Raw genomic sequence first — 12,891 nt, 5'->3', positions numbered from 1 at the left:
TCCACGCCGGTGAATCCCCGTCCGGCTTCACGGAGTTCACACGCTCGCTGCCCAGCGTGGGGGCGGGTCTGTGGGTCACCGTGCAGGCCACCGTCCTGGGCGCGGCGCTCGCGCTGCTGCTCGCCTTCGTGCTCGGCCTCATGGCGCGCTCGCGGCGGGCGGTCGTCCGCGGGACCGCGCGGGTGGTCGTGGAGTTCTTCCGCGGCACCTCGCTGTACGTCCAGATGTTCTGGCTGTTCTTCGCGCTGCCGATCCTCGGTTTCAAGCTCGTGCCGCTGGCCTGCGCCGTCGTCGCCTTCGGGCTCAACTACGGGGCGTACGGCTCGGAGGTCGTCCGGGGCGCCCTCGACGCCGTGCCCCGGGGGCAGCGGGAGGCGGCCGTCGCGCTGAGCATGTCGCCGTGGCAGCGGATGCGCCTGGTGATACTGCCGCAGGCCTGGACGCAGATGATCCCGCCGTTCGGCAATCTGCTGATCCAGCTGCTGAAGTGCACCCCGCTGATGTCGCTGATCACCATCTCGGACCTCACCTTCCAGATGGACCAGCTCCGTTCGACGACCGGCGACACCGCCACCGCGTACCTGCTCCTGCTGGTCGTCTACTTCGTCCTGGCCTCCGCGCTGACGCTGGCGATGAACGGCCTGGAGTCCGTGGCCAAGGCGCGGCTCGGGCAGCCGGCGGGAGGTCGGGCCTGATGTGGAGCTGGGAGACGGCCCGCGAGGGCCTGCCGCTGATCCTGCACGGCTTCGGGATCACCCTGCTGGCCACGGTGCTCGGCTCGCTGCTCGCGATCGTGCTGGGCCTGGGCATCGCGGTGCTGCGGCGCACGCCGAGCCGCTGGGTGACGCTGCCGCTGCGGGCGGCCGTGGAGTTCGTGCGCTCGACGCCGGTGATGATCCAGCTGTTCGCGGTGTGGGTGCTCGTCCCGGGACTGGACCCGCTGGTGATCGGGATCACCGTGCTGGGCGTGCACTACGCGACGTACACCTCGGAGGTGTACCGGGCGGGCATCGACGCGGTGCCGAAGGGGCAGTGGGAGGCGGCCGTCGCGCTGTCGCTGCCGCGGGTGCGCACCTGGTCCGCCGTGGTGCTGCCGCAGGCGGTGCGGAAGATCGTGCCCGCGCTCGGCAACTACGTGATCTCGATGTTCAAGGAGACGCCCTTCCTGTCGGTCATCACCGTCGACGAGATGGTGCACGAGGCGAACCGCTTCGGCAGCGACCACTTCGCCTACCTGGAGGCGTTCACCATCGCCGCCGCGATCTTCCTGGTCGCGAGCTGCCCCACCTCGATCCTCATGCGGAAGCTGGAGAAGCGCCTTGCTCACTGACGAGACCCACCACTTCGCCGAGTCCGCCGCCGTGGCGCCGGCCGTCCGCTTCGACCGGGTGGTCAAGCGGTACGGGGACAGCACCGTGCTGGACCACCTCGACCTGGAGGTGCGCCGCGGCGAGCGGGTCACCCTGATCGGACCGAGCGGTTCGGGCAAGACGACCATCCTGCGGCTGCTGATGACCCTGGAGCGGGTCACCGAGGGCGTCATCCACGTGGACGGCGAGCCCTTCTCGCACATGCGGGGCCGCGGCGGCCGGCTCGTACCGGCCGACGAGCGGCATCTGCGCGGCACCCGCCGCCGGATCGGCATGGTGTTCCAGCACTTCGACCTGTTCCCGAACATGAAGGTGCTGCAGAACGTCACCGAGGCGCCGGTGCACGTCCTCGGAGTGGACCGGGACGAGGCCGTCGAGCGCGCCCGCGGGCTCCTGGAGATGGTGGGCCTCGCCGACAAGCAGGACGCCCATCCGACCCGCCTCTCCGGCGGCCAGCAGCAGCGGGTGGCCATCGCCCGCGCCCTGGCGATGCGGCCCGACATCCTGCTGCTGGACGAGGTGACCTCGGCGCTCGACCCCGAACTGGTGGCCGGTGTGCTGGACGTGCTGAGGGACATCGCCCGGGGCACGGACATCACCCTGCTCTGCGTCACCCATGAGATGGGGTTCGCCCGGGACGTCTCGGACCGCGTCCTGATGTTCGACGGCGGACGGGTCGTCGAGTCGGGTCCGCCGGAGCGGATTTTCGGCTCCCCGGAGCACGACAGGACCCGGGAATTCCTCGGTGCGGTGCTCTGACGAAAATTGGTCCGTGCCTTTGGCATATGCCAGAGTGGCGCGTTCCTGCGTATACGCCTGCGGGCCGCCACATAAAGCTTCAACGGGCTCTACCGCAAACCGCATTGAGGCTATCGTGGAATGCGGCCCAGCTGCCGGGCCCGCCTGTCGTGCCCGACAGTCGTGACCGGCAGCCACAGCAAGGACGCAAACGGTCACACCTGTAGGGGGACACCGTGGCGCTTGAGCACCGACAGGTCGCGCCGGTCTACGCGGTCCAGCACGCACTGCGCGTGCTCGAGACCGTGGACAAGCACCGGAACGGCGTCACCGCCGAGCAGCTCGCCCGCGAAGTCGGCGTACCCATCGGCTATCTCGGCCAACTCCTCGCCATGCTCAACCGCGAGCGCTACCTCAACGCCCTGCCCGGCGGCGGATACGCGGTCGGCGAATCGCTGGTCCTGCTGGGCAGCGCCAGCCGCGACCTGGCACTCGCCCAGAAGATCAAGAACGTCCTGATGGCGCTGCGCGACGAGGTCGGCGCCGCCGTGTACTTCAGCCGCTACGACGACGGCGAGGTCAAGGTCGTCGACTTCGCGGACGGCCCGGACGCGCCCAAGGTCAACGAGTGGGTCGACTTCCGCTTCGCCGCCCACGCCAGCGCGGTCGGCAAGTGCCTGCTCACCCAGCTCGACCACAACGGCCGCCGCGACCACCTGTCCCGGCACAAGACCGTACGGCTCACGTCCAAGACCACGATCAGCGAGAAGCTGCTGCTGACCAAGTTGGAGAGCCAGCCCGCCAGCGCCCCGACCCTGGATCTGCAGGAGTACGCGATCGGCACGGTCTGCGCCGCCATCCCGATCACCGTCGGCAAGACGGTCGGCTGCCTCGCCCTCTCCCTGCCGGTCACCCAGGCCCACCGCCTCAAGGGCGCCGCCGACACCCTCAACGAACGCGCGGCGCCCGTGCTGCTGTCGCTCACCCTGTAACGGGTGCGAGCACGAGAACACGACAGAGGGCGCCCCTCCCGAAGGAGGGGCGCCCTCTCGCTGTGCGCCGCCAGGGACTCGAACCCCGAACCCGCTGATTAAGAGTCAGCTGCTCTGCCAGTTGAGCTAGCGGCGCGTGCAGGACAATCATACGGGGTCCGAGGGGGTGCTCATGACCACTCCCTCCGCCCCCGGGTGCCCCTGCGCCTGGCCGGGGCCGAAGGCCCGGATGATCTCCTGGTCGACCGTGCCGCCCCTGCCGTCGGAGGCGGTGGCCCGTAGGGACGCAAGGCCCGCGGGGGTACGCGGGGTTCGCGGCTGCGCCGACCGGCGGTCGGCGGAGCCGGCGGCACGCCGCGGGGGCACGGGCCGCCGGACGTGCCCGTCGCCGCAGAAGGCGGACGGCGCCGCCGACGTGGCGCGCCACATCACCCCACCGCTCCCGGACGGCATGAATCAGCCATGGCGGATACCCGCCCCGCACGCGGGCATGCTGAAGGGCCCGGCAAGAGGGGGGAGGTATGCCGGGCCCATCAGCGTGGGGGGAGGGGGTGTGGCTATTGGGGGGGTGTGGTGTTGTCTTTGGGGGTCTGCCCGTTGGTCGATTACCAGATGATGTCGGAGGGAGCCACCGAGCGGTTGACATCGCCGGGCGCGGGCTGCGCGGAAGCGGTCGTGGCGCCGATCAACCCCAACGAGATGGCGGCGACGACGCCCAGTACTGCACGGAGGGCGTAGCGGCGAATCGAAGTCATGGCAGACCTGTCCTGGGGGTGCGAACTCGGGTTTTGCGGAGCGGGGGTGCCGGTCCGGCCTGGGGGAACCGTACGGCTGACTGAATTCTGTCGGACGGCAAGCCGCTGGTCTGTAGTTTTCACGTTCCGGAATCGGACATGGCCCTATGCGGACACATGGGACCGGATGGCCCCCGATGGGTCCATACGCGCGTCCCGCCACGTACTCTGAGCCCAGCCGGGGGTGACGTGAAGCATTGGGGGTGCGAGCAGTGACCGACGACGACCTTCTGCGCGCCCGGGCGCAGGAACTCTACGCTCTGGCGCTCCGCGACGCCGACTGGTCACGCGAAAGCGTCTGCGGGCTCACGGGCTGGACACGCGAAGAACTCGACGAAACGCTGCTCTGCCTCGCCGAGTTGGGTCTGGCCGCGCGCTTCCCCGCGTCACGCAGCGGCTGGTCCGTGCACTCTCCCGCCACCGCCATGGCCCAGTTGATCGAGGGCAGCCGCCGGCGCACCGAGGAACTGATCAACACGATCACGACCGCCCACACCGCGCTCAGCCACGTCGCCTCGGAGTTCCAGCCGGTCCACATGCGGCAGCTCGCGGAGGCGCGGATCGAGGTCGCCGCCCAGCCCTCCCAGATCGCGGCGATCCTCGACGAGGCGGCCAGCACCGTCACGGCCGAGATCCTCTCGATGCACCCCAGCGTGCCGCCGGAGCTCGTACACCTCTTCAAGGCCGACGACCGCAACCGCGAGGCGCTCGGCCGCGGCGTGCGGCAGCGTTCCATCTATCTGGCCACGGCGGCGGCCGTGCCGAACGTCCGCGCCCACCTCAGGAGGTTCGCCAACGACGGCGGCGAGGTGCGGACGGCAGCGACGATCCCGATGAAGATGATCATCGTCGACCACACGCTCGCGGTGGTGCCCGCGCTGGGGCTCGACGAGGGCGCCGGCGACGGCAGCTCGGGCTCCGCCATGGTCCTGCGCAGCCCCGCCATGGTCGCCGTGCTGCGCCAGATGTTCGAGCACTGCTGGGCCGCGGCCTCGGACCTGTTCACCGACGACGTCGGCGCCGCGCCCGCCGCCCGGCACCGGGAGGTCGTCCGCCTGCTCGCCTCGGGGCTGACGGACGAGGCGATAGGCCGCAAGCTGGGGCTCTCCGACCGGACGGTGCGGCGGATAGTGGCCGAGCTGATGCAGCAGATAGGGGCCGACAGCCGCTTCCAGGCCGGGGTGAAGATGGTCCGGCTGGGCTGGCTCGACGACGACCCCGCGCTGCTGGAGGACGTGGTCGGAAGCACCGCCTCTGGTCAGGTAGGATCCTCTCTGTCGGTGAGCGCCGCTAGCTCAACTGGCAGAGCAGCTGACTCTTAATCAGCGGGTTCGGGGTTCGAGTCCCTGGCGGCGCACAGCGAGAGGGCGCCCCTCCTTCGGGAGGGGCGCCCTCGCTCGTTTGTGCGGGAAGGGCGGCGGCCGGGGGGACTCGGTGCGAAAATATCCCGTAGCGATGATGTGAGAGCTCTACGGGGGCTCACGAGGAGGCCATGCGCGAGCACGATCCGCCGCCGCCCGGCACGGGCAGGGAGGCCCGGCCGAGTCCAGGGGCCGCCTCGCCCGGAGGCCTGCTCGACCTTCTCCAGGTGGCGGCGATGGTGCTGGACCGCACCGGCCACATCGTGCTCTGGAGCCCGGAGGCCGAACGCCTGTTCGGCTATTCGGCGGCCGAGGCGCTGGGGCAGAACGCCGGGCTCCTGCTCGTGGCGCCCGACCAGCTGGAACTGGTCACCGAGCTGTTCAAGCAGGTCAGGGCGGGTGCGGTCTGGCAGGGCGTGTTCCCCATCGTGCACGCCGACGGCACGACCCGCGATGTCGAGTTCCGCAACATGCGCATGCACGACGTGGACGGCGGCGTGTACGCGCTGGGCCTGGGCGCCGACCTCTCCAGTGTGCGGCGGGTGGAGACGGACATGGCGCTGTCCAGCAGCCTCGTCGACCAGTCCCCCATCGGGCTCGCCGTCTTCGACACGGACCTGCGGATCGTGCGGGTCAACCGGGCCATGGAGGAACTGCACGGTCTGCCCGCCGCGGCGATGCTCGGCCGCAGGGTGCGCGAGCTCTCGCCCGGGCCGGAGTTCCGGACGATCGAGGCGCGGATGCGGCAGGTGCTGGAGACCGGGGAGCCGCTGCTGGACCTGGAGACGGTGGTCAGGACCTTCGCCGACCAGGAGCACGACCACGCCTGGTCGATCTCGTACTACCGGATCCAGGACCCCACCGGGCGGGTGCTGGGCCTGGCCGCCTCCGTCGCGGACTTCACCGAGCGCCACCAGGCCGCCGAGGAGATCGCCGAGGCCCGCGGCCGGCTCGCGGTGATCGCCGAGGCCGGTACCCGGATCGGCACCACGCTGGACCTGCAGCAGACCGCGCGGGAACTGGCCTCGGTGGTGGTCCCGACGCTCGCCGACATCGCCACCGTCGACGTCCTGGACGTGGTGCTGCGCGGCGGCCCGGTGCCCAAGGTGCGCGCCCAGCAGTCCGCCGAGTTCCGGGCGCTGGCGGTCGCGGCCGCCGAGTCCAGCGAGGCGATCGGCGCCGTCGACCCGGTCGGGGAACTGGCCCGGTACGCCGACGACCGGCTGATCACCAAGGCCGTACGGGAGGGGCAGCCGGTGGTCGTGCACCGGGTGAGCAGCCGCATGCTGCGCCGTATCGCCCGCGACGACCGGGCCGCCGCCCAGCTGAAGCGGGCCGGGGCGCACTCCTACCTCGCCGCGCCCCTCATCGCCCGCGGCGAGGTGCTGGGAGTCGTCGGGATGTTCCGCACCCGCAACCTGAAGCCCTTCGACGACGAGGACCGCACCCTGGCCGTGGAACTGGCGGCACGGGCCGCGATATCCATCGACAACGCGCGGCTGTACGCGGGTGAGCGCAACGCCGCGCTCACCCTCCAGCGCAGTCTGCTGCCGCACGAGCCGCCGCGCGTCGACGGGATGGAGATCTCCGCCCGCTACATCCCCGCCGTCCGGGAGGTCGGCGGGGACTGGTACGACGTCCTGCAGCTGCGGGACGGCAAGGTCGGGCTGATCGTCGGCGACGTGATGGGCAAGGGCCTGCACGCGGCGGCGATCATGGGCCAGCTGCGCACGGCGACGCGGGCCTTCGCCCGGCTCGACCTGCCGCCGGACGAGGTGCTGGCCCACCTCGACAACATCACCGGCAGCGCCGAGGGCGACTTCATCGCCACCTGCGTCTACGCCGTCTGCGACCCCGCGACCGGCCGTTGCCAGTTCTCCACCGCGGGGCACCTGCCACCGGTACTGGTGCCGCCGGGCGGCCGCGCCGAGCTGATCGACCTGCCCAACGCGGTGCCGCTGGGCGTCGGCGGCATCCGCTTTCGCACGGTGGAGCGCAAGCTCGCCGAGGGCACGCTGCTGGCGATGTTCACCGACGGGCTGGTCGAGGACCGGCGGCAGTCGATCGACGTGGGGCTGCGCAACCTCATGCGCATCCTCAAGCTCAAGAGCCGCGGCCGCTCCCTGACCGACACCTGCGACGTCGTCCTGGGCAGCCGGCTTCAGTCACCCGACGACGACGTCGCCCTGCTGCTGGCACGGATGGGCGCGCCCGCCGCCGACGACGGCGGCGAGGACGCCGCCGTGCCGTGAGCCGCCGGCCGGTACGCGGGGGTCCTGCGGACCCCGGGAGACCCCGGGACGGCACTGCCCGGCGTACACCGGTTTCCCCCGGGATGCCCCCTCCGTTTATGTTCGATGAGTGACCTCCCGGCTCCGGAGACGGCCGTACGTCGGCGGGCCCGCCCTGCGGGTCCTCGACGCGCTCGTCCCGCTGGGGCGGGGGCTGCTCCTGCCGCTGGCCCTCATCGTCGTCATCGCGCTCGCCGACGGGCTGACCGGCCGCGAGACCTATCTGGCACCCATGATGGTGATGGCCCCGGCCGTGGCGGGCGTCTCCACCAGCTGGCGGCGGACGCTGCTGGTGGGAGCCGCCGGCCTGGCCGCGCAGATCGCGCTCCTCCCCTACGACGAGTTCAGGGGAGTGCCGGAGGCCGCCATCGTGGTACGCGGACAACTGGTCGCCTACTGCGCGGTGACCCTCTTCGCCACCTACATCGCCTGGCGCTACGAACAGGGCAGACGGATCTTCGCGGCCGTGCACTCGGTCGCCGAGGCCGCCCAGCGGGCGCTGCTGCCACCGCCCGGGCCCGAGGTCGGCGGCCTGCGCGTGGCCGTGCGCTACATGTCGGCGGCCGACGCCGCGCAGATCGGCGGCGACCTGTACGCCCTGGTGGAGACCCCGTACGGGGTGCGGGGCCTGATCGGGGACGTACGCGGCAAGGGCCTGGCGGCGGTGCGGACCGCGGCGGTGACGCTGGGCTCGTTCCGGGAGGCGGCGTACGACGAGCGGAGCCTGACCCGGGTCGCGGAGCGCGTGGACGCGAGTGTGGACCGGCATGTGGAGGCGGGCGACTTCACGACGGCGCTCTTCCTCCAGTTCGCCGACCCGGGCGAGGTCGCACTGCTGCACTACGGACACACCGCGCCGCTGCGCGTCGCGCCGGACGGCACGGTCGCCTCCCTGGACCCGCCGGACCCCTGGGTGCCGCTCGGGCTCTCCCGCTACGCCCGCGGCGCCCCCGCGCCGTGGCACGAGCGGCTCGACCCCGAGGACGTCCTGGTGCTGTACACCGACGGCGTCATCGAGGCCCGGGGCGCCATGGACGGCTCCTTCTACCCGCTCGCGGGGCGCGTGGGCAGATTCGCGGCGGGTGCCGCGGGCGATCTCGACGCCGCCGTCGAGCGGCTCTACGCGGACCTGCTGCGGCACACCGGCGGCACGCTCGACGACGACGCGGTCCTGCTGCTGCTCGCCCGTCCCTGAGGGGACCGGGGTGCGTCTCGCACCGGAGCACACAAGGGATTAAATCGCTCATATGACCGGTTAACAACTCGTTTCGCATCTTGCGATCAAGACGGGCATTCGGGGAGGCTGGGTCCGCAGGACATGTCTCCGCCAAACGGACCTATGCACCCTTACCGGGGAACAAGAGGGTCCGGTTTGGCGGCTTTTTCCGTGCGGGGACCCAGGGGACGGTCCTCGGGGGGCGAGGGGGTGGATTCAGGCGTTACCTCACGGTGGTCCGGTCGTTGACGAGTCATAGCCAGCCTCACGCGACCCTGAGGCCACAGAAACGCCCACGTATGCCCCGGGGGCGGGGGGCCGCAGCGCCCGGGGACACCAACACCGCCGCGACAGCGGCGCACATGCTTCGGGGGGAGCATCCACATGCCGCCGACACCCGGCGCCCAGCAGTACACCACCGACCCTCGTGCCGGCACGCCCGTGCCCGTCATACCCCAGCAGACCCGCCCCGGCCCCTCCCGGCCGGAGCCCGGCGCGGTGGCACCCCGGTACGACTACGAGCACTACAGCAGACTCGCGGGCCCGCTCACCGAGCCCGACCCCGGCGTCCCGTACCGGGTGAAGTACCGCAGCCTGCTCTCCGAGGAACCCCACCGGATACGCGCGGCGCTGCTGCTCTGCGCGGCCCCGGTGCTCTCCGCGGTGCTGCTCGCCTGGCTGATGCAGCCGGCCCACTGGACCCGCCGGGAGCACGCGCCCGGCTGGATGACCGCCTGCGACCTCGTGATGCTCATATCCATCGGCCTGATCGAGCTCTTCCGGCTGATCAACGTCACGTCGAACGCCCACGCGACACTCGTCGCGCGCGACCCGATACCCGTGGTCCCCGAACAGGGCACCAAGGTCGCCTTCCTGACCACCTTCGTCCCGGGCAAGGAGCCCCTGGAGATGGTGCGCGCGACCCTGGAGGCCGCGGTCCGGCTGCGCCACCGCGGCACGCTGCACATCTGGCTCCTGGACGAGGGCGACGACGCCGACGTCAAGCGCCTGTGCGAACGGCTGGGCGTCCGCCACTTCACCCGCAAGGGCGTCGAGCGGTGGAACCAGCCCTCCGGCGCCTTCCGCGCCCGGACCAAGCACGGCAACTACAACGCCTGGCTCGACGCCCACGGCGACGACTACGACGTCTTCGCCTCCGTCGACACCGACCACGTCCCGCTCCCCAACTTCCTGGAGCGGATGCTCGGTTACTTCCGCGATCCGGACATCGCCTTCGTCGTCGGCCCCCAGGTCTACGGCAACTACGACAGCGCGGTCACCAAGGCCGCCGAGAGCCAGCAGTTCCTCTTCCACGCGCTCATCCAGCGGGCCGGCAACCGCTACGGCTCGCCCATGTTCGTCGGCACCAACAACGCCGTCCGCGTCAGTGCCGTCAAGAGCGTCGGCGGGCTGTACGACTCCATCACCGAGGACATGGCCACCGGCCTGGAGCTGCACCGGCACCGCAATCCCGCCACCGGCCGCACATGGCGCTCGGTCTACACCCCGGACGTGCTGGCCGTCGGCGAGGGACCGTCCTCCTGGACCGACTTCTTCACCCAGCAGCTGCGGTGGAGCCGGGGCACCTACGAGACCCTCATCAAGCAGTTCTGGAAGGTGCCGTTCACCCTCTCCCCCGGGCGGCTGCTCAACTACACGCTGATGGTCGTGTACTACCCGATGACGGCCGTCAACTGGATCCTGGGCGGCCTCAGCTGCGCCCTGTTCCTCGGGCTCGGCGCCTCCGGCATCCAGATCGACTCCGAGGTCTGGATGATGCTCTACAGCGACGCCGCCGCCCTCCAGATCGGCCTGTACGTCTGGAACCGGCGGCACAACGTCAGCCCCCACGAACCCGAGGGCTCCTCGGGAGCGGCGGGCATGGTCATGTCGGCGCTCTCCGCGCCGATCTACGCCCGCTCGCTGATGGACGCGGTGCTCCGGCGCAAGAGCAGATTCGTGGTCACGCCCAAGGGTGATTCCGCGAGCCCCGACCGGCTGCTGTCCACCTTCCGCATCCACCTGTTCTGGCTGCTCGTCTTCGGCGGATCGCTCGCGGCGAGCTTCTTCAACAACCACACCCATGTGGCGATGCGCACGTGGGCGACGCTGGCGTTCGTCCTGGCGCTGGCACCGATGGCCGTATGGTCCCTGTCCCTCGTACGTTCCAGGAGCGCCGCCCGATGAGCTACCGACCCGGTCGCAGACTGCGGAAGATCGCCGTCGGGGGCACCGCCGTGGGAGTCCTCGCCGGCATGAACGCCCCGGCGATCTACGGCTACTCGGCCGCGAAATACCACGACTACAAGATCAACCAGCCCGGGTACAAGGCCGCCTACGGGCACTGGGACATGGTCGACGTCCCCGAGAAGTACCGCATCAACGCCATCCACGCCGCGCTGCTGCGCACCGGCAAGGTGCTGCTGATCGCCGGCTCCGGCAACGACGAGCGGAACTTCAAGGCCAAGTCCTTCAAGAGCGTGCTCTGGGACCCGGTGAAGAACACCTTCAAGGAGATCGACACCCCCAAGGACATGTTCTGCGCCGGCCACACCCAGCTGGCCGACGGCACGCTGCTGGTGGCCGGCGGAACCGCCCGTTACGAGAAGCTCAAGGAAGCCGTGGACCGGGCGGGCGGCGCCATGCTCATCAAGAACGAGGACCCGGACGCACCGCGGAACTTCCCCAAGGGCACGATCTTCGTCAACAACGAGAACGGCAGGGCCTTCCGCTCGGAGTTCCCCGTCAACGTCCCGCGTGCGAAGAAGACGGTCGACAAGAAGACCGGCCGGGTCACGGTCACCGCGAGCGAGGTGCGGGTGTTCGTGCAGTCCCTGGTGAAGGGCGAGAAGGGCATCGTCAACACCGCGGCCCAGTACGAGATCCGGGGTCTGGAGGGCGAGGACCGGAACAACTTCTACGGACTGGCCACCAAGCTCGGCCTGGACAAGAAGGACTTCCAGGGGATCAAGGAGACCTACGAGTTCGACCCGGTCGCCGAGCGCTACATCCCGGTCGACCCGATGAACGAGGCCCGCTGGTACCCGACACTGGTCACCCTCGCCGACGGCCGGGTGCTCTCGGTCTCCGGGCTGGACGACATCGGGCAGGTCGTCCCGGGCAAGAACGAGATCTACGACCCCAAGACCCGGAAGTGGACGTACACCAAGGAGCGCTACTTCCCGACCTACCCCGCGCTCTTCCTCATGAAGGGCGGCAGGATCTTCTACTCGGGCGCCAACGCGGGCTACGGGCCGGCCGACGAGGGCCGCGTCCCGGGCCTGTGGGACCTGCGCACCAACCGCTTCACCGAGGTCCCCGGCCTGAAGGACGCGGGGGACCTGGAAACGGCCGGCTCGGTGCTGCTGCCGCCCGCGCAGGACCAGAAGGTGATGGTCCTGGGCGGCGGCGGGGTCGGCGAGTCGCGCTCCTCGACCACCCGCACCGCCGTGGTGGACCTGAACGAGGCGAACCCGCGGTACACCGAGGGGCCCGACCTGCCCGAGCCCACCCGCTACCTGAACACGGTGATCCTGCCGGACGACACCCTGTTCACCACCGGCGGCTCCCGCGACTACCGGGGCCGCGGCGGCAGCGACATCCTGCGGGCGCAGATCTACGACCCGGCGGGCAACGCCTTCGTGGAGGCGGCCGACCCGGCGGTCGGCCGCAACTACCACGCCGAGGCGCTGCTGCTGCCCGACGGCCGGGTGGCGGTCTTCGGCTCCAACCCGCTCTTCGGGGACAAGGACGACACCAAGCCGGGCTTCTTCGAGCAGCGGATCGAGGTCTACACCCCGGCCTACCGCTACCGGGACTCCAGGCCCTCGCTCGGCGCCGGCCCGACGGCCGTGCGGCGCGGCGGCACGGCCACCTACCCGACCGCGTACGCGGAGCACATCGAGGCCGCGCGGCTGATCCGGCCGAGCGCGGTCACCCACGCCACCGACGTGGAGCAGCGGTCGATCGCGCTGGACGTCAGGAGCGGCAAGGGGTCGGTGAGCGTGACCGTCCCCGAGGACCCGTCGATCGTGCCGCCGGGCTGGTACATGCTCGTCGTCACCGACGAGGAGGGCACACCGTCCGAGGCGCGCTGGGTGCGGGTGACCTGACGGGAGCGGTCCGGCGC

Annotated in this window: 13 protein-coding genes and 2 tRNA genes; 10 read left to right on the top strand and 5 right to left on the bottom strand. The window is 70.8% G+C overall.

Going from position 1 to position 12,891, the window contains the following annotated elements; all coding sequences use genetic code 11:
• Window positions 1–47 precede the first annotated feature (47 nt).
• From ehuC to AB0F62_RS22005, 4 genes are all read left to right on the top strand, one after another.
• On the top strand, window positions 48–695 hold the full coding sequence (gene ehuC, locus AB0F62_RS22020; protein WP_361801630.1) for an ectoine/hydroxyectoine ABC transporter permease subunit EhuC: 648 nt from the start codon (window positions 48–50) through the stop codon (window positions 693–695).
• Window positions 695–1,330 (top strand): ectoine/hydroxyectoine ABC transporter permease subunit EhuD, encoded by a 636-nt coding sequence (gene ehuD / locus AB0F62_RS22015; protein ID WP_361801460.1) that lies wholly within the window; start codon window positions 695–697, stop codon window positions 1,328–1,330. The genes ehuC and ehuD overlap by 1 nt, the downstream gene beginning before the upstream one ends.
• A complete protein-coding gene (gene ehuA, locus AB0F62_RS22010; protein WP_361801457.1) occupies window positions 1,320–2,129 on the top strand; it encodes an ectoine/hydroxyectoine ABC transporter ATP-binding protein EhuA in 810 nt (269 codons plus the stop codon). Before ehuD ends, ehuA begins: the two co-directional genes overlap by 11 nt.
• A gap of 215 nt (window positions 2,130–2,344) precedes the next feature.
• Complete coding sequence (locus tag AB0F62_RS22005) at window positions 2,345–3,100, top strand: IclR family transcriptional regulator C-terminal domain-containing protein (RefSeq protein ID WP_361801454.1); 756 nt, start codon at window positions 2,345–2,347, stop codon at window positions 3,098–3,100.
• A gap of 63 nt (window positions 3,101–3,163) precedes the next feature.
• Here the strand turns inward: AB0F62_RS22005 and AB0F62_RS22000 are convergent.
• From AB0F62_RS22000 to AB0F62_RS21980, 5 genes are all read right to left on the bottom strand, one after another.
• A tRNA-Lys gene (locus AB0F62_RS22000) sits at window positions 3,164–3,236 on the bottom strand.
• A gap of 11 nt (window positions 3,237–3,247) precedes the next feature.
• A complete protein-coding gene (locus tag AB0F62_RS21995) occupies window positions 3,248–3,553 on the bottom strand; it encodes a hypothetical protein (RefSeq protein WP_361801451.1) in 306 nt (101 codons plus the stop codon).
• Window positions 3,554–3,705: 152 nt separating this feature from the next.
• Window positions 3,706–3,855, bottom strand: a complete 150-nt coding sequence (locus AB0F62_RS21990) for a hypothetical protein (protein WP_361801448.1) — start codon at window positions 3,853–3,855, stop codon at window positions 3,706–3,708.
• Between the two features lie 292 nt (window positions 3,856–4,147).
• Window positions 4,148–4,519 (bottom strand): hypothetical protein, encoded by a 372-nt coding sequence (locus AB0F62_RS21985; RefSeq protein WP_361801445.1) that lies wholly within the window; start codon window positions 4,517–4,519, stop codon window positions 4,148–4,150.
• 111 nt (window positions 4,520–4,630) lie between these two features.
• A complete protein-coding gene (locus AB0F62_RS21980) occupies window positions 4,631–4,900 on the bottom strand; it encodes a hypothetical protein (protein WP_361801442.1) in 270 nt (89 codons plus the stop codon).
• On the opposite strand from AB0F62_RS21980, the gene AB0F62_RS21975 reads away from it, so the two are divergent.
• The 6 genes from AB0F62_RS21975 (at window position 4,818) to AB0F62_RS21950 (ending at window position 12,874) form a co-directional block, all read left to right on the top strand.
• Entirely contained in the window at window positions 4,818–5,216 is a 399-nt protein-coding gene (locus AB0F62_RS21975; protein WP_361801627.1) for a helix-turn-helix transcriptional regulator, read from the top strand. The genes AB0F62_RS21980 and AB0F62_RS21975 overlap by 83 nt on opposite strands.
• Window positions 5,179–5,251, top strand: a tRNA-Lys gene (locus tag AB0F62_RS21970). Before AB0F62_RS21975 ends, AB0F62_RS21970 begins: the two co-directional genes overlap by 38 nt.
• A 135-nt stretch (window positions 5,252–5,386) precedes the next feature.
• Complete coding sequence (locus AB0F62_RS21965) at window positions 5,387–7,507, top strand: SpoIIE family protein phosphatase (RefSeq protein ID WP_361801439.1); 2,121 nt, start codon at window positions 5,387–5,389, stop codon at window positions 7,505–7,507.
• Between the two features lie 109 nt (window positions 7,508–7,616).
• Window positions 7,617–8,741, top strand: a complete 1,125-nt coding sequence (locus tag AB0F62_RS21960; protein WP_361801436.1) for a PP2C family protein-serine/threonine phosphatase — start codon at window positions 7,617–7,619, stop codon at window positions 8,739–8,741.
• A 405-nt stretch (window positions 8,742–9,146) separates the two neighbouring features.
• Window positions 9,147–10,949, top strand: a complete 1,803-nt coding sequence (locus AB0F62_RS21955) for a cellulose synthase catalytic subunit (RefSeq protein WP_361801433.1) — start codon at window positions 9,147–9,149, stop codon at window positions 10,947–10,949.
• A complete protein-coding gene (locus AB0F62_RS21950; protein ID WP_361801430.1) occupies window positions 10,946–12,874 on the top strand; it encodes a kelch motif-containing protein in 1,929 nt (642 codons plus the stop codon). The genes AB0F62_RS21955 and AB0F62_RS21950 overlap by 4 nt, the downstream gene beginning before the upstream one ends.
• Window positions 12,875–12,891: the final 17 nt, after the last annotated feature.

This window comes from Streptomyces sp. NPDC026673 (genome assembly GCF_040638135.1).
In the GTDB taxonomy this organism is placed as follows: Bacteria; Actinomycetota; Actinomycetes; order Streptomycetales; family Streptomycetaceae; genus Actinacidiphila.
The sequence above is the reverse complement of the archived record's forward strand: the minus strand, read 5'-3'. Positions and strand labels throughout refer to the sequence as shown.

Excerpts from the sequence above, each read along its gene's own strand:
- AB0F62_RS21965 (WP_361801439.1), top strand. The coding sequence starts at position 5,387 with ATGCGCGAGCACGATCCGCCGCCGCCCGGCACGGGCAGGGAGGCCCGG.
- AB0F62_RS21975 (WP_361801627.1), top strand. The coding sequence starts at position 4,818 with ATGGTCCTGCGCAGCCCCGCCATGGTCGCCGTGCTGCGCCAGATGTTC.
- AB0F62_RS21990 (WP_361801448.1), bottom strand. The coding sequence starts at position 3,855 with ATGACTTCGATTCGCCGCTACGCCCTCCGTGCAGTACTGGGCGTCGTC.
- ehuD (WP_361801460.1), top strand. The coding sequence starts at position 695 with ATGTGGAGCTGGGAGACGGCCCGCGAGGGCCTGCCGCTGATCCTGCAC.
- AB0F62_RS21995 (WP_361801451.1), bottom strand. The coding sequence starts at position 3,553 with ATGCCGTCCGGGAGCGGTGGGGTGATGTGGCGCGCCACGTCGGCGGCG.
- AB0F62_RS21955 (WP_361801433.1), top strand. The coding sequence starts at position 9,147 with ATGCCGCCGACACCCGGCGCCCAGCAGTACACCACCGACCCTCGTGCC.
- AB0F62_RS21950 (WP_361801430.1), top strand. The coding sequence starts at position 10,946 with ATGAGCTACCGACCCGGTCGCAGACTGCGGAAGATCGCCGTCGGGGGC.